The organism is Novosphingobium sp. BL-A-28-Hi1-0D (assembly GCF_055521755.1).
Map to the genome: position 1 here is coordinate 3391696 of NZ_CM145502.1, position 23312 is coordinate 3415007.

Annotated in this window: 25 protein-coding genes; 17 read left to right on the plus strand and 8 right to left on the minus strand. The window is 63.0% G+C overall.

Annotated features, from left to right (window positions below):
• Positions 1–46 precede the first annotated feature (46 nt).
• The 3 genes from ACZ1JW_RS16355 (at position 47) to ACZ1JW_RS16365 (ending at position 4311) form a co-directional block, all read left to right on the plus strand.
• Positions 47–1213 (plus strand): penicillin-binding protein activator, encoded by a 1167-nt coding sequence (locus ACZ1JW_RS16355; protein WP_465141338.1) that lies wholly within the window; start codon positions 47–49, stop codon positions 1211–1213.
• Positions 1214–1295: 82 nt separating this feature from the next.
• Positions 1296–3296: a DNA topoisomerase IV subunit B gene (gene parE / locus ACZ1JW_RS16360; RefSeq protein WP_465141339.1), complete on the plus strand. Its 2001-nt coding sequence runs from the start codon at positions 1296–1298 to the stop codon at positions 3294–3296.
• Between the two features lie 142 nt (positions 3297–3438).
• Entirely contained in the window at positions 3439–4311 is an 873-nt protein-coding gene (locus tag ACZ1JW_RS16365; RefSeq protein ID WP_465141340.1) for a hypothetical protein, read from the plus strand.
• Here the strand turns inward: ACZ1JW_RS16365 and ACZ1JW_RS16370 are convergent.
• Complete coding sequence (locus tag ACZ1JW_RS16370) at positions 4308–5072, minus strand: hypothetical protein (RefSeq protein ID WP_465141341.1); 765 nt, start codon at positions 5070–5072, stop codon at positions 4308–4310. The genes ACZ1JW_RS16365 and ACZ1JW_RS16370 overlap by 4 nt on opposite strands.
• Positions 5073–5308: 236 nt before the next feature.
• On the opposite strand from ACZ1JW_RS16370, the gene ACZ1JW_RS16375 reads away from it, so the two are divergent.
• Both ACZ1JW_RS16375 and ACZ1JW_RS16380 read left to right on the plus strand, forming a co-directional pair.
• Positions 5309–6154: an AAA family ATPase gene (locus ACZ1JW_RS16375; protein ID WP_144907170.1), complete on the plus strand. Its 846-nt coding sequence runs from the start codon at positions 5309–5311 to the stop codon at positions 6152–6154.
• 40 nt (positions 6155–6194) lie between these two features.
• A complete protein-coding gene (locus ACZ1JW_RS16380) occupies positions 6195–7274 on the plus strand; it encodes a hypothetical protein (RefSeq protein WP_465141342.1) in 1080 nt (359 codons plus the stop codon).
• 49 nt (positions 7275–7323) lie between these two features.
• Here the strand turns inward: ACZ1JW_RS16380 and ACZ1JW_RS16385 are convergent, their stop codons facing one another.
• Positions 7324–8064, minus strand: a complete 741-nt coding sequence (locus ACZ1JW_RS16385) for a glutathione S-transferase family protein (protein ID WP_465125691.1) — start codon at positions 8062–8064, stop codon at positions 7324–7326.
• A gap of 94 nt (positions 8065–8158) precedes the next feature.
• On the opposite strand from ACZ1JW_RS16385, the gene ACZ1JW_RS16390 reads away from it, so the two are divergent.
• Positions 8159–8581: a GFA family protein gene (locus ACZ1JW_RS16390; RefSeq protein WP_465141343.1), complete on the plus strand. Its 423-nt coding sequence runs from the start codon at positions 8159–8161 to the stop codon at positions 8579–8581.
• Between the two features lie 3 nt (positions 8582–8584).
• On the plus strand, positions 8585–9451 hold the full coding sequence (locus ACZ1JW_RS16395; protein WP_465141344.1) for a DUF817 domain-containing protein: 867 nt from the start codon (positions 8585–8587) through the stop codon (positions 9449–9451).
• On the opposite strand, the gene ACZ1JW_RS16400 is transcribed toward ACZ1JW_RS16395, so the two are convergent.
• Complete coding sequence (locus ACZ1JW_RS16400; RefSeq protein ID WP_465141345.1) at positions 9438–10307, minus strand: L,D-transpeptidase family protein; 870 nt, start codon at positions 10305–10307, stop codon at positions 9438–9440. The two genes, ACZ1JW_RS16395 and ACZ1JW_RS16400, sit on opposite strands and share 14 nt — an antisense overlap.
• A 159-nt stretch (positions 10308–10466) precedes the next feature.
• On the opposite strand from ACZ1JW_RS16400, the gene ACZ1JW_RS16405 reads away from it, so the two are divergent.
• From ACZ1JW_RS16405 to ACZ1JW_RS16415, 3 genes are all read left to right on the plus strand, one after another.
• Positions 10467–11648 (plus strand): vWA domain-containing protein, encoded by a 1182-nt coding sequence (locus tag ACZ1JW_RS16405; protein ID WP_465125687.1) that lies wholly within the window; start codon positions 10467–10469, stop codon positions 11646–11648.
• A gap of 17 nt (positions 11649–11665) precedes the next feature.
• Positions 11666–12439, plus strand: coding sequence for an enoyl-CoA hydratase (locus ACZ1JW_RS16410; RefSeq protein WP_465125686.1), 774 nt, complete (start codon positions 11666–11668; stop codon positions 12437–12439).
• A gap of 82 nt (positions 12440–12521) precedes the next feature.
• Positions 12522–13097 carry a twin-arginine translocation pathway signal protein gene (locus tag ACZ1JW_RS16415; RefSeq protein WP_465141346.1) on the plus strand — a complete coding sequence of 192 codons (576 nt, stop codon included), beginning with the start codon at positions 12522–12524 and terminating at the stop codon, positions 13095–13097.
• 36 nt (positions 13098–13133) lie between these two features.
• On the opposite strand, the gene ACZ1JW_RS16420 is transcribed toward ACZ1JW_RS16415, so the two are convergent.
• Positions 13134–14333, minus strand: a complete 1200-nt coding sequence (locus ACZ1JW_RS16420; RefSeq protein WP_465141347.1) for an exo-beta-N-acetylmuramidase NamZ family protein — start codon at positions 14331–14333, stop codon at positions 13134–13136.
• Positions 14330–14866, minus strand: a complete 537-nt coding sequence (locus ACZ1JW_RS16425) for a DOMON-like domain-containing protein (protein WP_465141348.1) — start codon at positions 14864–14866, stop codon at positions 14330–14332. The genes ACZ1JW_RS16420 and ACZ1JW_RS16425 overlap by 4 nt, the downstream gene beginning before the upstream one ends.
• 44 nt (positions 14867–14910) lie before the next feature.
• Here ACZ1JW_RS16425 and ACZ1JW_RS16430 point away from each other — a divergent pair, with 44 nt between their 5' ends.
• From ACZ1JW_RS16430 to ACZ1JW_RS16460, 7 genes are all read left to right on the plus strand, one after another.
• Entirely contained in the window at positions 14911–15474 is a 564-nt protein-coding gene (locus tag ACZ1JW_RS16430; RefSeq protein ID WP_465141349.1) for a hypothetical protein, read from the plus strand.
• Positions 15475–15542: 68 nt separating this feature from the next.
• Positions 15543–16772: a tyrosine--tRNA ligase gene (tyrS, locus tag ACZ1JW_RS16435; RefSeq protein WP_465141350.1), complete on the plus strand. Its 1230-nt coding sequence runs from the start codon at positions 15543–15545 to the stop codon at positions 16770–16772.
• A gap of 140 nt (positions 16773–16912) precedes the next feature.
• Complete coding sequence (locus ACZ1JW_RS16440; protein WP_465125680.1) at positions 16913–17251, plus strand: PilZ domain-containing protein; 339 nt, start codon at positions 16913–16915, stop codon at positions 17249–17251.
• An 85-nt stretch (positions 17252–17336) separates the two neighbouring features.
• The gene (locus ACZ1JW_RS16445; RefSeq protein WP_465141351.1) at positions 17337–18638 is read left to right on the plus strand and encodes an MFS transporter; all 1302 of its coding nucleotides are present in this window, start codon (positions 17337–17339) and stop codon (positions 18636–18638) included.
• A 48-nt stretch (positions 18639–18686) separates the two neighbouring features.
• Complete coding sequence (gene cysK, locus ACZ1JW_RS16450) at positions 18687–19604, plus strand: cysteine synthase A (RefSeq protein WP_465141352.1); 918 nt, start codon at positions 18687–18689, stop codon at positions 19602–19604.
• Positions 19605–19609: 5 nt separating this feature from the next.
• The gene (locus tag ACZ1JW_RS16455) at positions 19610–20317 is read left to right on the plus strand and encodes a dienelactone hydrolase family protein (RefSeq protein ID WP_465141353.1); all 708 of its coding nucleotides are present in this window, start codon (positions 19610–19612) and stop codon (positions 20315–20317) included.
• Complete coding sequence (locus tag ACZ1JW_RS16460; RefSeq protein WP_465141354.1) at positions 20314–20592, plus strand: hypothetical protein; 279 nt, start codon at positions 20314–20316, stop codon at positions 20590–20592. The genes ACZ1JW_RS16455 and ACZ1JW_RS16460 overlap by 4 nt, the downstream gene beginning before the upstream one ends.
• Before the next feature lie 4 nt (positions 20593–20596).
• Here ACZ1JW_RS16460 and ACZ1JW_RS16465 read toward each other — a convergent pair whose 3' ends face one another.
• The 3 genes from ACZ1JW_RS16465 to hisI are packed head-to-tail and all read right to left on the minus strand — an operon-like array spanning position 20597 to position 23264.
• Complete coding sequence (locus tag ACZ1JW_RS16465; protein WP_465141355.1) at positions 20597–22399, minus strand: acyl-CoA dehydrogenase C-terminal domain-containing protein; 1803 nt, start codon at positions 22397–22399, stop codon at positions 20597–20599.
• Positions 22400–22429: 30 nt separating this feature from the next.
• Positions 22430–22897: a MerR family transcriptional regulator gene (locus ACZ1JW_RS16470; RefSeq protein WP_465141356.1), complete on the minus strand. Its 468-nt coding sequence runs from the start codon at positions 22895–22897 to the stop codon at positions 22430–22432.
• 31 nt (positions 22898–22928) lie between these two features.
• A complete protein-coding gene (gene hisI / locus ACZ1JW_RS16475) occupies positions 22929–23264 on the minus strand; it encodes a phosphoribosyl-AMP cyclohydrolase (protein ID WP_465141357.1) in 336 nt (111 codons plus the stop codon).
• Positions 23265–23312: the final 48 nt, after the last annotated feature.

Here is a 23312-nt window from a genome sequence, read left to right on the forward strand (position 1 = left end):
TTGCAATGGACCGGGCAGAGCAGAGCGACAAGAGGGTGTGCGGGGAATGAACATGGGACAATCTGGCGAAAGCCGCATCTCGGGCCTTCGCCAGTCGCGCAGGTGGCTGGTGACCGGCACGCTCGCGCTGCTCGCAGGCTGTACCGTTATCCCAAAGGGCACGGCCCCGATTGCCGAGCCGACCGAGAAGGCGCCTGACGCCAACACCCTGCCGACTGACGCTGGTCGTCACCGCGTCGCGCTGCTCGTGCCGATGACCGGTGTCAACGCTGCCGTCGGCCAGTCCATCGCCAATGCGACGACGATGGCCGTGCTCGATACCAATGCCGCCAACCTGCGCATCACCACCTATGACACCGCAACCGGTGCAGGCACTGCCGCTGCCCGCGCCATTGCCGATGGCAACAAGCTGATCCTTGGCCCGCTGTTGTCTGACGACGTCGTACTCGTCTCGAATGTGGCGCGGCCCGCCAAGGTGCCGATGATCACCTATTCGAACGATAGTGCCGTCGCCTCGCGCGATGTCTTCGTCATGGGGCAGGCGCCCGGCCAGTCCATCGCCCGTGTCCTCGGCTTTGCCAAGGCGAAGGGCGTGAAGACTGTCGCTGCGATCATCCCGACCGGCGATTACGGACAGCGCGCCACTGCAGGCCTTACCGAAGCCGCGCGTGCCAGTGGCGTGACCGTCACCGCCATCGAAACCTACGATCGCGGCAATACCTCGGTCGCAAGCGCAGTGCGCCGGGCCAAGGACAAGTCGAAGTTCGATGCGCTGCTCATCGCCGATGGCAGCCGCATCGCGCTGCAGGCAGGCCCGCTCGCCGGCAAGGGCGTCAAGCTGCTCGGCACCGAACTGTGGAGCGGGGAAGGCGCCATCGCCAAATCGCCCGCGATGCGCGGCGCATGGTTCGCCGCCGTCTCGGATGGACGCTTCGGCCAGTTCGAAAAGAGCTACACCACGCGCTTCGGCGCAACGCCCTCGCGCCTCGCCACGCTCGGATACGACAGCGTGCTGCTGACGCTCAACGTCGCGCGCACGTGGAAGCCCGGCACCACCTTCCCCACCGCCAAGCTCTATGATCCGCAAGGCTTCATCGGCCTCGACGGCGTCTTCCGCTTCACCGCTTCGGGCATGGCCGAACGCGCGATGGAAGTGCGCGAAGTGGCGGCAGGCACGTTCACAACCGTATCACCGGCTCCGGCCAAGTTCTGAACGCCCGATAACGGGGGATTTCGCCGGATAAGCCGGCATCCCCGCTTGCGTGCGGAATCGCGGGCGTTCTATACCCGTTCGCATGTCCGATGACCTTTTCGACAAGCTCCCCGCCACCAGCGCCACCGAAAGCTATGACGGTTCCGCGATCGAGGTTCTCGAAGGCCTCGAACCGGTGCGCCGCCGCCCCGGCATGTACATCGGCGGCACCGACGAGCGCGCGCTGCACCACCTCGCCGCCGAAGTGCTCGACAATGCGATGGACGAGGCGGTCGCGGGCCATGCCAACCGCATCGAAGTGGTGCTCGAAGAGGGCAACCGGCTGACCATCTCAGACAACGGTCGCGGCATTCCGGTTGACGAGCATCCCAAGTACCCCGGCAAGTCGGCGCTTGAAGTCATCCTCACCACGCTGCACTCGGGCGGCAAGTTCTCGGGCAAGGCCTACGCCACCAGCGGCGGCCTCCACGGCGTCGGCGTCTCGGTGGTCAACGCGCTTTCATCGCTCACCCGGATCGAAGTTGCGCGCAACAAGGAGCTTTACGCGCAGGAATTCTCGCGCGGAAACCCCACGACCAAGCTGCTAAAGGTCGGCAACGCCCCCAACCGGCGCGGCACACAGGTCACTTTCGTCCCCGACACCGAGATTTTCGGCGAAGACGCCAAGTTCAAACCCGCCCGCCTGTTCCGTCTGGTCCGCTCAAAGGCCTACCTCTTCGCTGGTGTAGAGATCCGTTGGCGCTGCGTGCCCTCGCTCGCCAGCGAGGAAGTGCCCGCCGAAGCCGTTTTCCAGTTCCCCGGCGGCCTTGCCGATCACCTGGCCGAGCAGGTTTCGGGCCGTGAATGTGTCACCTCGGTGCCGTTCGCGGGCCGTCAGGACTTCCCGCTCGGCCCCAACGGCGAAGAGAATGGCCGTGTCGAATGGGCCATCGCCTGGCCGCTGTGGTCCGATGGCTCGTACAGCTGGTACTGCAACACCATCCCCACCCCGGATGGCGGCACCCACGAGCAGGGCCTTCGCGCTGCGCTGACCAAGGGCATCCGCGCCTTCGCCGATCTGATCGGCCAGAAGAAGGCCAAGGACATCGCGCCTGAAGACATGATCACCGGCAGCGAAATCATGCTCTCGGTCTTCATCCGCGACCCCCAGTTCCAGAGCCAGACCAAGGACCGCCTCACCTCGCCCGAGGCCGCGCGTATGGTCGAAGCCGCCGTGCGCGATCACTTCGACCACTTCCTCACAGACAATATGGAGCGCGGCAAGGCCCTGCTCGGCGCGGTGATGGAGCGCATGGACGAACGCCTGCGCCGCAAGGCGGAGCGTGAAGTCAAGCGCAAGACCGCGACCAATTCGCGCAAGCTGCGCCTGCCCGGCAAGCTCACCGACTGTTCGGGTGAAGGCAGCGGCGAGACCGAACTGTTCATCGTCGAAGGCGATAGCGCAGGCGGCAGCGCCAAGCAGGCGCGTGATCGCAAGACGCAGGCGATCCTGCCCATCCGGGGCAAGATCCTCAACGTCGCCAGTGCCACGCCCGACAAGATCCGCGCCAACCAGGAAATCGCGGACCTCGCGCTCGCGCTCGGCTGCGGGATGCGCAAGGACTGTAACCCCGATGCGCTGCGCTATGACCGCGTGATCATCATGACCGACGCCGACGTTGACGGCGCGCATATCGCCACGCTGCTGATGACATTCTTCTTCCAGGAAATGCCCGAACTCGTCCGGCGCGGCCACCTCTACCTCGCCCAGCCCCCGCTCTACCGCCTGACCAGCGGCAGCACGTCTGCCTACGCCAAGGACGACGCCCACCGCGCCGAACTCGAAGCCACGAAGTTCAAAGGCAAGAAAGTCGAAGTCGGCCGCTTCAAGGGCCTCGGCGAAATGAACCCGCAACAGCTGCGCGAAACCACCATGGCGCCTGCCACCCGCAGCCTCATCCGCATCACCCTGCCGCCGGAATACGAAGGCCGCGCGGCGGTAAAAGACCTTGTGGACCGGCTGATGGGCCGCGACCCCGCGCAGCGCTTCATGTTCATCCAGAACCGCGCGAGCGAGATCGATCCGGAGTTGATTGATGCGTGATTTCTGAAGGTTGGTCAGAATAAGAACGGCGTCATGTCAGAGTTTCGCTATGAACCACGCCAAAATGGTTGAAACATCGGGATTGTATATTCTACTTAAATGATAGACATATTCCCGTTCAGTGTTTCGGGAGGGTGTCGGCATGAACCAAGCAGCAAAATGGAATCGTGTTTCGCCAAAGTTCGCGCTTCTGGCATCTACCCTCATGCTGCTCTCATCCTGTTCGGAAAAGCCTGCGGAAGAAGCGGCAATGGACGCAAAAGAGGCTTCATACGCCGGACCACAGATTTCAGCCTCAGCTGCCCCGAACGTAGCCTTTGTCTATGACTACGCCTTCTCCCTGCCGAATTCCGCAGTCGCTGTTCTGCAGGAGCAGAATGCCGCCGCCTGCGAAAGGCTTGGACCAACCAAGTGCCAGATAACCGGAATGCGATACGATCTGGTCAGGGGCGGAAACGTCACGGGCTCGCTCAATGTCAGCTTGGACCGCAACATTGCCCGCTCATTCGGAAAAGACGGCGTTGCCGCCGCTGATAAACTGGGCGGAAAACTGACCTCTGCGAGCATCGAAGGCCAGGATCTCGGTGGCCAGATCGCGGCGGCAAGGCGCGAAGGCGCTTCGAGCGCTCTTCAGATCGCCGATCTCGAAAAACAGCTCGCCAAGCCAAGCCTTGGCGACAGGGAACGGGCCGAACTCCGCAACCAGTTGGAGTCGCTGCGATTGGCTCGCGAAGAAAGCCGCAATTCCCAGGCTGCAGCCGAAGCGGATATCGCCCTTACGCCAATGACTTTGCGCTACTATGGCTCAGGTGAATTGGCGCTCAGCGACAATCCAATCACATCTGCCGGTGGTGCATTCCTGTCCAGCGCCACAAGCATACTTACCATTTCGCTGTTTGGCCTGGCTTATGGTCTGCCATGGATCGCATTCGCGTTCATTCTCATTGCGCTCTGGCGCACGACGCCGGCAAGAAAGCTGCGCGCCTTCGTGTTGCCCACCAAGCTCGAGAGTTAACCCTCACCCTTCTTCGCCCTGAAATCGAACCGTATCCGCACCCACTCGCCAATTTGCGGCTTCCCGTTCACGCGCGGTGGCCGCACAAGAAACTGCCAACTCGCCTGCCGTATCGCCCGGGCGAGGCCTGATCCCGGCGGACTTTCGCCGAGTTCCTGACAGTCTTCGACGTGGTACTTCTCGATCGTCTTGCAGGCGATCATGGCCCAGTCGCCCTGCATCCGGCGCTGTGGCAGGTAGGGACCGATCTCGGCATCGGTCGGTTCGCGGTACCATTGCGCGGCGTAGAGCCTGACGCCGCCCGGTCCTTGTCCGACGCTTGCGGAATCGCCCGGACTGCCCGCGTTCGCCTGTTGCGCCCCGCCGGACTCCGCGCGCTTCATCTTCGAGATATCGGTCGCACGATAATCGTTGCGCGAAAGTTCGATGAATCCTTCCGGCCATTCGACCTTGCCGGGAACGGGAACTGGCGGCGGCGCCTTCATGGGCTGGGCCGAAGCCGCCTCGGCCGACTTCGCCTGTTTGCGCTCCTGCTTCTGCTGCTTTTTCTCGGCCTTCTTCTCATCCTGCCCGTCGGCCGAAAGGTCGATTGCGGTCAGATGCGAACCCTTGCCGTCGCCGAACCCGGCGACCGCACCCATCCGCCACATGATCAGGAATACGAGAAGGGTCGTGACAGCCGCAAACGCCATCGCTCCGGCCCGCTCGCGTGGCGATGCCTGATAGCCTTGCTTCGCCATGACATTGCGGGGTGCGACCATTGCCGCCTCGCTACACGCCACCGCGCACGGCTTCAATCGGCAAGAGACATCGCGGCCTTGCGGCGACAATTTGATACGCTACGAAGCTGACGCAGCCGTCATAAACGAACCTCAAAACTGACGCCAGTGTCAACAAATCGCCATCTGGATGACACGCACGTCAGGAAGCCATACCCCTTGCGCAGTTCCTCGCCCCGCCTTATCGCTTAACCAAACGATTAACACAGGAACCGCCGATGCGCTTCGAAGGCACCAGCAATTACGTCGCTACCGATGATCTCAAGGTTGCGGTCAACGCCGCCGTCCTGCTCCGCCGCCCGCTGCTGGTCAAGGGCGAACCGGGCACCGGCAAGACCGTGCTGGCACACGAAATCGCCAAGGCCGTCGGCGCCCCGCTGATCGAGTGGAACGTCAAGTCCACCACCAAGGCGCAACAGGGCCTCTACGAATACGACGCCGTCGCCCGCCTGCGCGATGGCCAGCTGGGCGACGAGCGTGTTCACGACATCAGCAACTACATCAAGAAGGGCAAGCTCTGGGAAGCCTTCACCGCCCCCAAGCTGCCCGTCCTGCTGATCGACGAAATCGACAAGGCCGACATCGAGTTCCCGAACGACCTTCTGCAGGAACTCGATCGCATGAGCTTCGATGTCTACGAGACGCAGGAGCGCATCGAGGCGAAGGAACGCCCGATCGTCGTCATCACCTCGAACAACGAGAAGGAACTGCCCGACGCTTTCCTGCGCCGCTGCTTTTTCCACTACATCAAGTTCCCTGATCGCGAGACGATGCAGGCGATCATCGACGTCCACTTCCCCGGCATCCAGAAGACGCTCGTCTCCAAGGCGATGGAAGTGTTCTACGAGATCCGCGAAGTGCCCGGCCTCAAGAAGAAGCCCAGCACCTCCGAACTGCTCGACTGGCTCAAGCTTCTGCTGAACGAGGATATGCCATTGGACGTCCTCCAGAACCGCGACCCGACCAAGGCCATCCCCCCGCTCCACGGCGCACTGCTGAAGAACGAGCAGGACATCATGCTGTTCGAACGCCTCGCCTTCATGTCGCGGCGCCCGGGCAACTGACGCCGTGCAGAGGCGGCGGTTCGCGCACAGGCTCTCGACCGTGGTTGGTGCAGCGACGGTTCTCGCACTGCCATTTCGCGCGACCGCCGAATGGAAGCCCGGTCCCATAGTCGCGGACACCCACGCGCCATGGCGCCATGCAGAAGCCCAGATTGATTTTCCCGCTGCCATCGGAGAATTCTCCCGCCGGGGAATCTCCGAAAATGCACAGGATCATCGTGACGTCAGTCTCGCGTTCCAGACACCCAACGGCGAAAGCACGCTTTCGATCTTCGTGTTCAAGCCGGCTCACCCACAGGCGCCGATCTGGATCGATCGCACCCAGGCGGTGATCCGTGTCGGGCTTGCTGCTGGAAGACTTGGTGGCGGAAAGCTCTCCGAGAGGCCGCTTGCTGTTGATTTCATTCCGCCCGGGCACACCGTCCGTTCCGGTCTGCGCCTGACTTACGCAATTGAAGGCGGCAGAGCAAAGGCGACGGGCGTGGCAATAGTCCCGTCGAACGCATGGCTCGTTTCCATGCGCCTGACATCGACCACGCTGGATCAGGCGGAAGTTGACAACACATTGGCACGGGCTGCCGAAGCGCTTGGATTTGCCAAGGAAAGGGGCGCGCAGGCACCAGCGCAACTGCTTGCCGATTGCCCGACGATGCTCACACAGAAGCCGGCAAAGCGCGCGAAGGCCGACATGACAGGAGCACTGATGGCAGGGCTCATGGGTATCGACCTGCCTGAAAAGGACGAAGACCACCCATCCGAGCTCTCGGCCACCAAGGCCAGACCCGACGAGGAAGACAGCGCACCCGAGATATTCTGCCGAGACGCCGCGAGTACGGATTCGTTCGGAGTCTATCAACCGGTGGGGGGATTGGGTGGGTACACCGTGGTTTTCGGTGATGCAGGCCCCGTCATAGATGTGCGCCCGAGCCTTGCGGCGGCCTTGCTTGGCGGCGGCAAGAAAGTGGACGTCACGCTGCGACTTCCAGACAGAACGTTGATTTACGCACCGTTCAAGTCCTCGCCGACGATCGAACAGGTCCTTGCCGTCGTAAACGGCGAGGCCCCTGTTTCGATGGTCGACAGCAAGGGCAATGTCACGATTTCATCGGGCCTGAAGTAAGCGAGCCGGGCGACGCTTGGTCGTCACCCGGCAGCATGCACCAGCGCCCTCACTCCCGCGGCCCCAGCTTCTCCAGCTCAACCTGCGCGAACATAGCCTTCACCGCCGGGCGCTCGTTGATCTGCTCGATCCAGCGCACGAGATGCGGGGTGTCATCCTTGTTCACAAGTTCCTTGAAGCCGAACGGCATGCCGTTGGCGATGGCGAAGTTGCAGATGTCGGCCAGCGTGTACTGCCCAGGCACCAGCCATTCGTGATCGGCCAGATGGTCGTCGAGCTTGCGCACTGAGTATGCGATCTTGCGCATTTCCTCGTCGAGCAGATCCTGCGGGAAGCCTTCGCGAGCCCGGCGCCACTTCACCTGCTGCTCGACCACGGGGATCGCCTTCACCTTCTCCTCGAACTCGGCGTCGCTCAGCCCCTTGACCATGTTGCCGACATAGCGGTGCCAGCCGATGGTCGAGACGCACCAGCAGAAGTATTCGTCGACCCACTTCGTCCAGATCCGCATCTGCGCACGACCAAAGCTGTCGGCCGGGCGGAGCGAAACCTCGGTCGGATATTCGTCCTCGAGGTACTCACAGATCACCGTCGACTCAGTCACAACCTTATCGCCATCCACCAACGCCGGAACCTGCCCGCGCGGATTGATCGCCTTGAACCAGTCGGTATGGTGTTCGAACTTTGCGGGATCGAGCCGGCGCTTTTCGATATCGAGGCCCTTTTCGAACACCGTCAGCAGCGGTTTCATCGAGTTGGCGGCGGGTCCAAAACTGTAGAGCTTGAGCATATTGGTGTTATCCTCTCCGAATGGACTCACCATAAACAATTGTATGTAACACTAACAATACCCAATCGCCTGCGGGCAGAAGGAAGGTTCGGAGATGCCCTACACCGGCCAATGTGCCTGCGGGACCATAAGCCTTGAAATCTCTGGCGAACCGGTCGCCACGCGCCAGTGCTGGTGCCGCCAGTGCCAACAGATCGCCGCAGGGGGACCGACCAACAATGCCATCTTCAAGGCAGAGGACGTCCAGATCGACGGCGCTGTCGCCCGGAATGCGTGGACGGCTGCCAGCGGCAACACCCTGACGTTTCACTTCTGCCCTTCGTGCGGCACGCAGATCTACGCCCAGAGCTCGGCCCGTCCGCACCTGAAGACCGTCCGCTTCGGCGCGCTCGATGCCGGACATGGCCTGCGCCCCGAAGCGATCATCTGGACGGACGACGCGCCGCAGTGGGCGCAGATCGATCCCTCGCTCGAAAGCTGGCCGCAACAGCCACCGGCCCCGCCGCCAGCCACCTGAGGCATGCACTCACCGTTTCACCAGCCCGGGACTGCGAAAACTGCCCACACGCGGTTCGCCGCGGTGCGAGCGCGGCTCGAGGCATTTGCCCCAGCCCCGGGTCCTCCGGCCTGGGCCTACGAATTCCTGCTGTTCGGCTTCAAGCAAGGCTGGGCCTGCCTTTTCGGCGGCCTCATGCTGGCCATGCTCCTCGGCACACACCTCCTCTGGCCTGCCGATGCTCCCCTCGCCCGCTACGATGCGCTGACGATCGGCGCCCTGCTGATACAGATCGCCATGCTTCTGCTTCGGCTGGAAACCCTGTCCGAAGCCAAGGTCATTCTGGCATTCCATGTCGTCGGTACGGTCATGGAACTGTTCAAGACAGCTTACGGATCGTGGACCTATCCCGAAGCCAGCGTGCTTCGCATCAGCGGTGTGCCGCTGTTCTCCGGCTTCGTGTACGCCTGCGTCGGCAGCTACATTGCCCGCGTCTGGCGTATCTTCGACTTCCGCTTTGCGGACTACCCGCCGACGGCGTGGACATATGCGCTGGCAATCGGCGTCTACGTGAACTTCTTTGCGCACCACTGGCTGCCAGACGTCCGGATCGTTCTCTTTGCCGCGATGGCAGTGCTGTTCTGGCGGACGCAGGTCGTCTTCCGTGTCTGGCGCGAGGATCGCCGGATGCCGCTGTTGCTGGGATGGTTTCTCGTCGCCATGTTCATATGGTTTGCCGAGAACATCGCCACCTTTTCACGCGCGTGGATCTGCCCGGACCAGCGCGACGGCTGGACGCTCGTATCCCCCGCCAAGCTGGGAGCATGGTATCTGCTGATGTACATCTCGTTCGTGCTGGTCGCTGCCGTCCACCGCGTCAGATCACGTTGAAGCAATACGTCCCTGATCGCTTGAGCGACGAGCAGACCGCATATGCTCCCGGGGCGCTGGCTCGCAAGCGCCAGTACTTGCGCGAGCCGACCATTGCCGGAACCACCACCTTGCGGAAGCCTGACAACTCAGGATGGCGCGACACCGCATCGAGCCAGTGAGTCTCGGCTTCAGCAGGGCTCAGCGCGGCGGCCAGCTGGATCGTCTGCGTCGGTGCATCCGCAGCCAGTGCCACAGCGGCGCCTGGCGGTGGCGCGCCTGGTGGCAAAGGACCTGACAAATTCAGCGCCAGCGTGATCGCCCCCTCCTCAGAGCGCAGCGGCGCGTTGGTGACGACCACCGTGGTCCTGCTCGCCTGCGTCAGGCCGAACAGGGCCTTGGCAAAGCTTCGGGGCAGGCGGATGCAACCGTGCGAGGCAGGATAGCCCGGCAGATAGCCCGCGTAAATCGCAATCCCGCGCCAGGTCAGCCGCTGCATGAAGGGCATCGGCGCGTTGCTGTAGATGTTTGAGCGGTGGTAAACCTTCTTCTGCAGGATCGGGAACACGCCAGCAGGCGTCGAATGCCCCTTGCGTCCTGTCGACACCGGCGACGATCCCCAATGTGCGCCGTCCTTGAACACGTGCATCCGCTGCGATGCCTTGCTGACGACGATCAGCACGCCCGATTGCAGCACGTCCTGCACCGGCGGCGGCAATTGCGGACGGCTTGCGGGTGGCAGGGGCTGCGGCGCGGCGACCGGGAAAGCGGCATCTTGCGCATCTGCCCGTGCGGGCCGAACCGACACCAGAAGTCCGGACCCGGCAAGACCAAGCAGCAGCACGACAATTCCAAGAAATCCCGCGGCGCGACTCATGGTTAACGCCCCTTAACTATGCTTATCCATGAATTAACCAATTGCCGGGAGTGCTCAACCGTCTATCGCGCAATCCTTCACGCGATTGGTCGCGCAACGCCCTTGCCGATCGCCCGCGCAGCCCTTAATCATCCGGTTAAGTCAAAGGAGCGGCCACCGGTGTTTTTCAACTTCGTCGACGAATTGCGCGCCGCTGGCATTCCGGCCAGCTTCAAGGAGCACCTCGTGCTGCTCGAAGCGCTGGAAAAGGACGTGATCGAGCAGACGCCCGAAGCGTTCTACTACCTCTCGCGCGCCACCTTCGTGAAGGACGAGGGCCTGCTCGACCGGTTCGACCAGGTGTTCAACAAGGTCTTCAAAGGCCTGCTGACCGACTATGGCCAGCGCCCGGTCGATATTCCGGAGGACTGGCTGAAAGCCATTGCCGAAAAGTTCCTTTCCGAAGAGGAGATGGAGAAGATCAAATCCCTCGGATCGTGGGAAGAGATCATGGAGACGCTCAAGAAGCGTCTGGAAGAGCAGGAAAAACGCCATCAGGGCGGAAACAAGTGGATCGGCACCGGCGGCACCAGCCCGTTCGGCAATTCCGGCTACAACCCCGAAGGCGTCCGCATCGGTGGCGAAAGCAAGCACAAGCGCGCGGTGAAGGTCTGGGAAAAGCGCGAATTTGCCAATCTCGACAACACCAAGGAACTGGGCACCCGCAACATCAAGATCGCCCTGCGCCGCCTCCGCCGCTTCGCCCGCGAGGGTGCGGCGGATGAGCTGGACCTTGAGGGCACGATCGAGGGCACCGCGCGCCAGGGCTGGCTCGACATCAAGATGCGTCCGGAAAAGCGCAATGCGGTCAAGCTCTTGCTGTTCCTTGATGTCGGTGGATCGATGGATCCGTTCATCAAGCTGGTCGAGGAACTGTTCAGCGCCGCCACGGCGGAATTCAAGAACATGGAGTTCTTCTACTTCCACAACTGCCTCTACGAAGGCGTTTGGAAGGACAACAAGCGCCGCTGGTCGGACCGCACGAAAACGTGGGACATCCTCCACAAGTTCGGCCACGATTACAAAGTGGTGTTCGTCGGCGATGCGGCGATGAGCCCCTACGAGATCAGCCACCCCGGCGGCAGCGTCGAGCATTTCAACGAAGAGGCGGGCGCGGTGTGGATGCACCGCGTGGCGCAGACTTATCCGGCCACCGTCTGGCTCAATCCCGTGCCGGAGAAGCAGTGGACCTATTCGCAGTCCACCAAGATGATCAAGGACCTGATCGGCGGCAGCATGTACCCGCTAACTCTTGAGGGACTCGACGGGGCCATGCGGGAACTCACCCGCAAGAAACACTGAACTCCCGGAGGCAGAGCATGGGCAAATCGATCCTTGTGACACGGACGGCGCAAGGGCGTCATGACCTCGTGCTCAACCGCCCCGACAAGTTCAACGCCCTGTCCGAGTCCCTGCTTGGCGAGCTGAAGTCGGAACTTGCCGACATCGCCGCAGACCCTGCCGCCCGCGTCGTGGTCATCTCCGGCGCGGGCAAGGCGTTCTGTGCAGGCCATGACCTTGCCGAGATGCAGGCGGACCGCAGCCTCGATACCTATCGCCGTCTCTTCGCCACCTGCACCGAGGTCATGGAGGCGATCGCCGCCCTGCCCGTGCCAGTCATCGCGCGCGTCCATGGCGTTGCCACCGCAGCAGGGTGCCAGCTCGTTGGCGCCTGCGATCTGGCAATAGCTTCCGAGACCGCCCGCTTTGCTGTCTCGGGCATCAACGTCGGCCTGTTCTGCTCGACTCCAGCCGTCGCGCTCAGCCGCAACGTGCCCACCAAGCGCGCCTTCGAAATGCTCGTCACCGGCAAGTTCATCGACGCCCGCACCGCGTCCGACTGGGGCCTGATCAACACCGTGGCCGCTCCAGAAGCCCTCGATACTGCCGTGGACGACTTCGCCAACACGATCATCGCCAAGAGCCCCGACGCGATCCGCCGCGGCAAGGCCCTGTTCCAGGCCCAGCGCGAACGCCCGCGCGCCGAAGCCTATGCGCTCGCCTGCGAAGTCATGGCGCGCAACATGATGGACGAGAACACCGACGAGGGCATCACTGCCTTTCTGGAGAAGCGTGCGCCCGTGTGGCGGTGAGAGGCAAGGGCAAACGACGTATTGCCGCGTCCTGTAGCCCCGCCCTAGCTCCGTCCCCTGACAACGTCAGGGAGATGCCCGAATGAACCGAAGACAAGCTTGTACAGGCCTGGTCCTGACCATTGCGACCCTTGCGGCACGCCCTGTCATGGCCGCTGAGGGCAAGCCTCCGCTGGTCCCTGCCGGCTTTGCGGTCCCGACGCTTGTCGAAGCCAGTGGTTTCAAGCTCGTCCCCCTCGGCCCTTCGCTCGTGAAGATCGACTTTGACGCCTACATGTCGTCGATCGAGCATCTGCAGAAGACCTTCACCCGCAACACCGCATGGCCGCATCCCGGCATCACCGATGCCGAGGCCATGGTCGACATGGAGACCGAGCAGGCCCGCTTCGCCCAGCGTAAATCCTTTGCCTACGCGGTCCTGACGCCAGATGGCACGCGCGAGCGCGGCTGCGTCTATGTCCAGCCGAGCCCTGTTGCAGGCTACGATGCCGTTGTCCGGATGTGGGTGACCAAGGCCGAGTACGATGCAGGCTTTGAAGCCGAGCTTTACGCGTGGGTCGTCAAGTGGCTGGAAAGAGATTGGCCCTTCGCAAAGGTAGCCTATCCCGGCCACGCCATTGGCTGGGAAGAATGGGACAAGCTGGCAGGCAAGGGGTAGGAAGCGAACGCGCGGCCAGTTGCAGTCTGTTTGGCATCAGTACAGCAGGAAGCGCCGCCGCTCTTCGATCCAGGCGGCCTCGTCGCGCCCCGCTAGCACATCCAGATCCCCAGCCACGCTGCCTGCATCGTCCACCCATTCGCGCAGTGCAGGCCCGCCGTTGATCACATCGATCGCCAGTTTGTCGAACACGTACTCGTAAGGAAAATCGCGCCAGATCGGGTAATCGGGATATAGCCTGCGGATCGCCTTGAATGCGAGCGCCTGCAACCGCCACGGACGGAATGCGTGGTGATCGTAGAACGCCCCCTCGGCATGGATCATCAGCGCGCTGCACAACATCTTGGCGTGCTTGTGGAAGGTCGGTTCGAACCAGCATTCGCGGATCGCGCAGCCTTCCAGCCACTGCGGCGCAAAATTGCGCATCTCTGCCAGCACCGCCTTGGCATCCACGTCCGGCGCGCCAAACAGCACCTCAAGCGGACGCGTGGTGCCACGCCCTTCGGACAACGTCGCTCCTTCTATCATCACCGTGCCAGCGTAAGCGCGAGCCATGTTCAGGCTGGCGGCGTTGGGTGACGGGTTGATCCAGATCCGGCTCTCCGGCCAGCCGAACCCCGGCCCCTGCTCCGGCGTCCAGCCTTCCATGGTGATAACACGGTAGTCCACATCGAGCTTGAAGTGCTCCACGAACCACGCGCCCATCTCGCCCAGAGTCATGCCATGCCGCATCGGCATTGGCCCGGCGCCAACGAAGCTTTCCCACCCCGGCAGCAACGTGGTGCCTTCGACCGGACGGCCTGCCGGATTGGGCCTGTCGAGCACCCAGACCGACTTGCCCGTGCCGCTTGCTGCCTCGAGCAGGTAAAGCAGCGTGGTCACGAAAGTGTAGATGCGGCAGCCAAGGTCCTGCAGGTCGAACAGGAACACATCGGCACTGTCCATCATCCGCGCCGTCGGGCGGCGGACTTCGCCGTAGAGGCTGAACACCGGGATGCCATAGATCGGATCGAGCTCGTCCGCCGTCTCGACCATGTTGTCCTGCTTGTCGCCCTTCAGCCCGTGCTGCGGGCCGAAAGCCGATGTCACGTTCAAGCCTGCGGCGATCAGCGCATCGAGCGAATGGACCAACCCTGCCGTCACCGAAGCGGGATGCGCAACCAGCGCCACACGCTTTCCTTCGAGCGGCTTCCTAAGGGCGGGGTCGGCGATGAGCCGGTCGATACCGAATTTCATGGGGCGCTCGGTGCCTCAAGCCGCCCTGCGAAGCAAGACGCGTGGTGGAAATCGGGCCGGTCCTCGCGGTGGGCAATGGCCCAGTACGACTTGCGCCCGCCGTCTTCCTCGATCACCGCCGTCAGTCCAATCGCAGCGGGGAGCGAGGGCAGCGCGGCGGAAGGCAATGACACGTCAAAGATCAGCACCGACTGCCCACTGCGCGGCGTGCAGACAGGATCGCGGGGCATCGGCCGCTCCGCCATGCCCTCACGGTAAGCTCTGAAATCATAGGCGGCCCAGCGTTGCGAAGGCGAGAAGTTGAATTCGGCATAGGCTTCACCATCATCGGGCTTCACGAACAGCTCGAAACACGTCGCCTGCCACAATCCGTCTGCCCGCCCCTTGCCTGCAAACGGTGGAACAACAAGCCGCTGCGCTCCCTCGACCCGCCAGCGCAGGGTCATCCATCGGGCGTCATGCGAGAGAACGCGCGATTCCACGGAGCTGACTTCCAGAGGCGGGTGCAAGGGATGGCTGGACAGGATCGGCATGGTCTGGAACTAACCGCTGGCGGGAGAGGAAAGCAATGATCGGAATGCGAACAATCATATCGCTGGCAGCAGCGGCCGCAGCCATGCTCGCCAGCGAGGCTTCGGCCAAGGAGTTCGGCATCGGCGGCGGCATAACGGTGACGCTTGGCAGTGACTGGACCGGCACCTCGATGCAGAACCTGGCGATGCGTATGCCGGGCATGAAGGACATGCTGGAGGAAGCCACCGAAAGCCGCCTGCGCGGCCCCGGCTCGGGCGTTCTCGTCTCCTACATGAAGTTCAAGACCGACAAGGCCACCAGCGACATCAAGATCGACGATGCTGCGAATGTCGCGAAGGCAGCACAGGCAACCTATGCGGCGCAGGCGACTGAGACCGAATTGCAACCGGTGGTGCGCATCAGTGGGGACACCGTCCGGGCGTACCTCACGCTTCATGCAAAACCCGGCACCCAGTTAAACGTCGCTGGCGGTTATCCGGGCGGATGCGTCACGACCGGCACGATCCGCCTTGGCGCAGCAATCCACAACGTTTCCATCGCATCCGAAAGTTGTGAAAGCGCAAGCCACAAGGAAGCTTTGGCCGCGATTTTCGAGGTCGGCGCCTAGCAGGCTAGCGAACTCGCCAAAGGCGGGGCCTTTGTTTGCCCACGCCATCGTGCTAGGCGCGCGCGATCATGACGCAGTACAGCTCCACACTCCTTCGCCTGCTCGACGAGCGCGGTTACATCCACCAGCTGACCGATGCCGAAGGGCTCGACAAGCTGGCGAGCGAGAGCGTTGTGCCGGGCTACATCGGCTTCGACGCCACGGCGCCATCGCTCCACGTCGGCAGCCTCGTGCAGATCATGATGCTGCGCCGCCTGCAGCAGGCCGGACACAAGCCGGTGGTCCTCATGGGCGGCGGGACGACGCGGATCGGCGATCCCACGGGCCGTGACGAAAGCCGCAAGATGCTGTCGGACCAGACGATCGAAGACAACATCGCCTCGATCTTCACGGTTTTCTCCAAGCTGCTTAAATTCGGCGACGGCCCGACCGACGCGGTCATGGTCAACAACCACGATTGGCTGGGCAAGCTCGGCTACATCGAGCTGCTGCAGGAAGTCGGCACGCACTTCACCGTCAACCGCATGCTCACCTTCGATTCGGTCAAGCTGCGGCTCGAGCGTGAGCAGCCGATGACCTTCCTCGAATTCAACTACATGATCCTGCAAGGGTACGACTTCCGTCACCTCAACAAGAACATGGGCGTGCGCCTGCAGATGGGCGGCTCCGACCAGTGGGGCAACATCGTCAACGGCATCGAACTGACCCGCCGCAAGGACGGCAAGGAAGTGTTCGGCCTGACGACGCCGCTGCTCACCACCGCCGACGGCAAGAAGATGGGCAAGACCGCAGCGGGCGCGGTGTGGCTCAACGAGGACGCCCTGCCGGCGTGGGACTTCTGGCAGTACTGGCGCAATGCCGACGACCGCGATGTCGGCAAGTTCCTGCGCCTATTCACCGACCTGCCGCTCGATGAGATCGCAAGGCTCGAATCGCTCGAAGGCAGCGAGATCAATGCGGCCAAGGTCGTGCTGGCCAACGAAGTCACGCGCCTGGTGCGGGGCGAGGAAGCGGCTAGGGCCGCCGAAGCGACCGCAGCGGCGACTTTTGCCGGCGGGGGACTCGGGCAGGACCTCCCCGTTCTGGAGATAACCGAAGATAGCATCGCCATCATCGACGTGCTCGTCGGTCTCGGCTTCGCTGCCAGCAGGGGCGAGGCCAAGCGCCTGGTCGCCGGAGGTGGCGCGCGGGTCGACGGGGTATCCGTAACCGACGAAAGCCATCGTATTTCATTGTCTTCACAGGAAATTCGCATTTCCTCGGGCAAGAAGAAGCACGGTATCCTGCGCCGCAGCTGACGAGAGAAGAACCTGCCGGTTTAGCGATTCCTAACGGAAAAAGCTGCCGGTTCCGGCAAGCCTTTGCCGGGGCTTTACCAATTGTTCGCCAATTCGGAGCTATATCCTTCGGCACAGTCACTCATGCGCCAGGAGGAACGATGCGCGGCGGAGCCCAGCTTTCAGTCACCGATCTGCGTCGATCCACCCGTCACCCGGTCAACCTCCCGGTGATCGGCGAGCATCGCGCGCGCGGCGACATCCTGCTGCAATTCGCCAATATCTCGACCACCGGCTTCATGGCCCATGGCGTGGGCGATCTCGGGCGCGGCGAGCGGGTGACGGTGCGCCTGCCGGTAGTCGGGCGAATCGAGGCATTCCTCGTGTGGAGCGATGGCGATCGCGCCGGTTTCCAGTTCGAACGCATCGTCCGTCTCGATGATTTCAACAAGATGATCCGTTCGCTGCAGCCCGGCCCGCGCTCGCGCAGTCAGGGCTGACCGGCGCTCGGGCGAGGTCTTCGCTGGGCGGACCACAATTATTGCTTTCTTGGCAAGGTGGCGATCGGCTGGCATTGCACGCCGCGTGACTGCTTCATCATCCGACACCGACACGGCCCCCGCGCCCACCTCGCCTCTCGCCATCCCCGACTACCGGCGCTTCTGGATCGCCCGGTTCTTCTCGGTCGTCGCGACCTCGGGAATGGTCGTCATCCTCGGCTATCAGCTCTACGACGTGGCACGCGGGCAGTACGGCATGTCGATTGCCGAAGCGGCGTTCCAGCTCGGATTGCTCGGCCTTGCCCAGTTCCTGCCGTTGTTCCTGCTGACCCCGGTGGCCGGCGTCGTTGCAGACCGGTTCGATCGGCGCAACGTCGCGGGCATTTCGATCTGCCTCGACATGGTTGTTGCTCTGACGCTGGCGATCTGCACGGCCAGGGGGATCACCTCGCTGCCACTGCTGTTCGGCCTCGCCGCCCTGCATGGCACCGCTCGCGTGTTCATCGGCCCTGCGCTCGCCTCCGTGGCGCCGAACATCGTTCCTGCAGAACTGATGCCCAAGGCCGTCGCGATCAACTCCATGGCATGGCAGACCGGCTCGGTCGGCGGTCCTGCAATCGCAGGCCTGCTCTTCTCCGGGCACCCCACCCTGCCCTACTGGACCTCGACTGCCCTTCTCGCGCTGTCAGCCTTCTGCGTCTTCGGCATTCGCCGATTGCCACCGCCTGCGGGCAACCGCAATGCCCATCCCGTGCGCCAGATTCTCGAAGGCCTGAAGTTCGTATGGAACGACCGCTTCCTGCTCGGTTGCGTCACTCTCGATCTCTTCGCAGTGCTGCTTGGCGGGGCCACGGCGCTGCTGCCGGTGTTCGCGCGCGACATCCTGTTCATTGATGGCAAGCCGGTAGGCGCTGACGGTCTCGGCCTGATGCGCGCGATGCCGGGGCTAGGCGCAGCCCTCGTGGCCTTCGTGCTGGCACGGCGGCCGATTACGCAGAACGTCGGCAACAAGATGCTGCTTGGCGTCGCGGTCTATGGCCTGTTCACCATCGGTTTCGGGCTATCGACCAACTACCACCTCTCGCTGCTGATGCTGATGGGAATCGGCGCGGGCGACATGGTCTCGGTGTTCATCCGCAACACGCTGGTCCAGTTGCACACGCCCGATGACGTGCGCGGGCGTGTCTCTTCCATTTCGGGCCTTGCCATCTCCGCCTCCAACGAACTCGGCGAGATGCAGTCCGGCGTAGCTGCGGCACTGATCGGCGCGGTTGGCGCAGTGCTGTTCGGCGGCATCTCGGCTATAGTCATTACGGGCGCATGGTTCTTCCTATTCCCTGAATTGAAGAACGCACGAACCTTTGCAGCGCGATACAGATCGTCCTAGACAAGGTCCCAGACTCCAACCCTCCCTTCACTTCAAGGAGCAAGCGACATGAGAGCGGATTCCATCCTCGCCACTATCGGCAACACCCCGCATGTTCGCCTGTCCCGCCTGTTTCCCGACCACGAGGTATGGGTGAAGAACGAGCGCGCCAATCCGGGCGGCTCGATCAAGGACAGGATCGGCCTCGCCATGATCGAGGCTGCAGAGGCTGACGGCAGCCTCAAGCCAGGCGGCACGATCATCGAGCCGACCTCCGGCAACACCGGTATCGGCCTCGCCATGGCGGCTGCGGTCAAGGGCTACAAGCTCGTCCTCGTCATGCCCGAATCGATGTCGCTCGAACGGCGCCGCCTGATGCTGGCCTATGGCGCGACGTTTGACCTCACCCCGCGCGAAAAGGGCATGAAGGGCGCGATCGAGCGGGCCAAGGAACTGGTCGAGACCACCGAAGGCGCATGGATGCCCCAGCAGTTCGACAATCCGGCAAACGTCGCGGTCCACGTCCGCACCACCGCGCAGGAAATCCTCAAGGACTTCGCTAGCGAGCCGATCGACGTGCTCATCACCGGCGTCGGCACCGGCGGCCACCTGACGGGCTGTGCCGAGGAACTCAAGAAGCATTGGCCCTCGCTGAAAGCCTATGCGGTTGAACCCACGCTTTCGCCGGTGATCTCGGGCGGACAGCCTGCCCCGCACCCGATCCAGGGCATCGGCGCAGGCTTCATCCCCGGCAACCTGCACACCAAGTCCATTGATGGCGCGATCACCGTCGATCCGGCGGACGCCAAGGAATTTGCGCGGCAGTGCGCGGCCAAGGAAGGCATTCTCGTCGGCATTTCTTCGGGCGCGACGCTGGCGGCCATTGCCCAGAAACTGCAGAGCCTGCCAACGGGCAGCCGCGTCCTCGGATTCAACTACGACACCGGCGAACGCTATCTCTCCGTGCCGGACTTCCTGCCGGAGTAAGGTCGATGGCGGTCGAGCAGGTCGATTACGCCGACGGCGACGTGGCCCTCACCGGCTTCCTGGTGAAGCCCGAGGGCCCGCCCCGCGCCGTCGTGCTCATCCTGCCGACCATCGCCAATTGCAACACGCCGATTATCCGCCGCGCCCATATGCTGGCGCAGGCGGGTTGTCTGGCGATGGTTGCTGACTTCTACGGCGTGCAAGTCCGCGATTTCGACCACGCGCGCGAACTCGCAGGTCCATTGCGGGAAAGCGCGGAAGGCTACCGCCAGCGCCTGCGCGCGGGGCTTGCCGCGCTTACGGGGTTGCTGGAGGCGCAAGGCCTGCCGGTCGCCGCCATCGGGTATTGCATGGGCGGACAAGCCGCACTCGAACTGGCGCGCGATGGCGCTGACCTCGCGCTTGCAGCCAGCTTCCATGGCCTGCTCGACACGCAGGCTCCTGCTGCTCCCGGAGCGATCAAGGCCCGCATCCTCGTCTGCCACGGTGACGCAGACCCGATGGTCCCCCGCTCGCAAGTCATGGCCTTCTGGGAAGAAATGGACGCTGCAGGCGCCAACTGGCACTTCCACAGCTACAGCGGCGTCCGCCACGGCTTCACCGACCCCGGCAGCGACGCGCGCGGCATGGCTGCCATAGGCTACGATGCCAGCGCAGACCGCCAGAGTTGGGCCGCGCTCATGGAAATGCTCGACGAAGTGCTCGCTGCTTGAGCTTTATCATCCTCATCGCAATTTCGAGCGTGCAGGGTCTGGTCGTCTTTGGGTCTGCCTACGCCATGTGGCGTTGGCGAAACTTCAGCAACGGATTGATCAAGGCACCGTTGATGCTCGTGTCATGGCTGGCTTGGAGCATCCTGACAATCGCAGGCTACGCAGCCCTTGGCGGTGATGGTGGGCTTATGGACGGCTTCGGGCTCATCCTCATCCTCTGCATCACCGCCTTGCTTGGAAGTCTGCTTTTCCTTCTCGGCTGGCTGCTGGCCTGAAAGATCAGGCGATGGCCAGCTGTTCCGGCGTCAGCGCCATGATCGTTTCGCAGCCCGCCTCGACCTGTCGACGCAGGGCGCCTGCTTCGGTGGTGTAGCGGGTGGCCCAGTGGCGGGCGCAGGCGAGCTTGGCTTCGTAGAATGCCTTGTCGTCAGCACCGTCCGCAATCGCAGCCGCCGCAACCTTGGCCATGCGCAGCCACATCAGGCCGAGCGAGACGATCCCGGTCAACGTCATGTAGGCATAGGCGCCGGCACCGAGATTGTTGGGATTGGCCATGGCGTTCTGCATGAACCACATCGTCGCGGCCTTCATTTCTCCAGCCGTCTTGCCAAGGCGCTCCGCCACAAGCTTGACGGTATCGTCAGCCGCCGCTTCGGCGCATTCGGCGTCAATCAGCGCAAACAGCGCCTGCACAGCGCGCCCACCATTCAGGGCAAGCTTGCGCCCGGCGAGGTCCATTGCCTGCACGCCGTTGGTGCCTTCATAGATCATCGCGATGCGGGCATCGCGGACGAACTGCTCCATGCCGTTCTCGGCAATGTAGCCGTGGCCGCCCCAGATCTGCTGCATGTCGGTGGCAACCTTGTAGCCCATGTCGGTGCCGTAGCCCTTGATCACGGGCGTCAGCAGGCTGATCAGGTCGTCCGCCATTTCGCGCTCTTCCGCGGTTGCCGCCTTGTGCGAAAGATCGACCTGCAGCGCACCCCATAGACACAGCGCGCGCATGCCTTCGATAAAGGTCTTGGCGTCCATCAGCATCCGGCGCACGTCGGGGTGGACGATGATCGGGTCAGCCTTTGCCTGCGGATCGGCAGGCCCGGTCAGCGCGCGGCCCTGACGGCGGTCGAGCGCATAGGCAAGGCCGTTCTGATAGGCAACTTCGGCCTGGGCGAGGCCCTGCATGCCCACGCCAAGGCGTGCCGCGTTCATCATGATGAACATCGCGGCAAGGCCCTTGTTCTCCTCGCCGACAAGCCAGCCCTTCGCGCCATCGTAGTTCATCACGCAGGTGGCGTTGCCGTGGATGCCCATCTTCTCCTCGATGGAGCCGACGCTGACGCCGTTCTTCTCGCCCAGCGAACCATCGGCATTGACGATGAACTTGGGCACGATGAACAGCGAGATGCCCTTGCTCGATTCCGGCGCGCCCGGCGTCTTGGCGAGGACGAGATGGATGATGTTCTCCGTCAGGTCATGGTCACCCGCCGAAATGAAGATCTTGGTTCCGGTGATCGCATAGGAACCATCGGCCTGCGGCTCGGCCCGCGTGCGGATCATGCCGAGGTCGGTGCCGCAGTGCGGCTCGGTCAGGTTCATCGTGCCGAGCCATTCGCCGCTGACCATCTTGGGCAGGTACTTCGCCTGCTGCTCGGGCGAGCCCTTGGCACGGATTGCCGAGATCGCGCCGTTGGCAAGGCCCGGATACATCGCGAATGCCTGGTTGGCCGTGGCGAGGTACTTCTCCATGATGAAGCCCATCACGTGCGGCAGGCCCTGCCCGCCGAACTCTTCCGGCGCCGATAGCGTGCCCCAGCCACCTTCGACATACTGACGGTAGGCGTCCTTGAAGCCGGTGGGCGTGGTCACGCTGCCATCGGGATGGCGCGTGCAGCCTTCCTTGTCGCCCGACAGGTTCAGCGGAGCGATCACTTCGGAGACGAAGCGTCCGGCTTCCTCGATGATTGCGTCGGTCATGTCGGGCGTGGCGCTCTCGAAGCCTGGCAGATTGCCATAGCTCTCAAGGCGGATCAGTTCGTTCACGACGAAACGGGTATCGCGGGTGGGCGCGTTGTAGATCGGCATTTTATCCTGTCCCTTTCAGGCGTCCGGCGTTCAGACGCTTGGATTGCGGCCTTCGGACCGCTCCTTGGCGATGACGAGATCGACGAAACTGGTCAGTTCCTCGATGGTCGCAGCAATGTCTGCCTGCTGGCGGCGCAGGTTCTCGATCCGCTCACGACACTTGGCGATCGTGACGCGGCGCTGTTCCGCGCGGCCGTCGCCCATGTCGTAAAGGTCGATCATGTCGCGGATTTCGGCGAGGCTGAAGCCCACGTTCTTGGCGCGCATGATCCAGGCCAGACGCGCACGGTCGCGCTTGGAATAGATCCGCGAAAGCCCGACACGTTCTGGCGCGATCAGGCCTTCATCCTCGTAGAAGCGCAGGGCACGGGCAGTCACCCCGAACTCGTTCGAGAGATCGGAGATAGTGAACTGGTCCCGCTTCAGCGCGTCAGGCTGATCGAGGTGACCGGTGTGGTCGATCGGAGCGTGAGTCGCTGCGGCAGCTTGCTGTGACATGCCGCTTTGCTAACTAACCTTTACGTAAGCGTCAATCAGCGATGCGTTCCAGCGTTCCATCTGGGGTAACGCGACGATAGAAGCACGAAGGCGCCATCGTGTGGCATGCAGGACCTGCCGCCTCGACCCGCAGTTCAAGCGCATCCTGGTCGCAATCCACGCGAATCTCGATCACGCGGAGCACGTGGCCGGAGGTCTCGCCCTTCATCCACTGCGCCTTGCGCGAGCGGGAGTAGAAGTGGGCGAATCCGGTCTCCAGCGTCTTGTCGAGAGCCTCGCGATTGACGTGCGCGAGCATCAGGAGCGCGCCTGATACGTGATCGACCGCGACGGCGGTGAGCAAGCCGTTGGAGTCGAATTTCGGCATGAATTCAGCACCCTGCTCACGCAAGGCAGTATCGTCAGAGCTGGACAA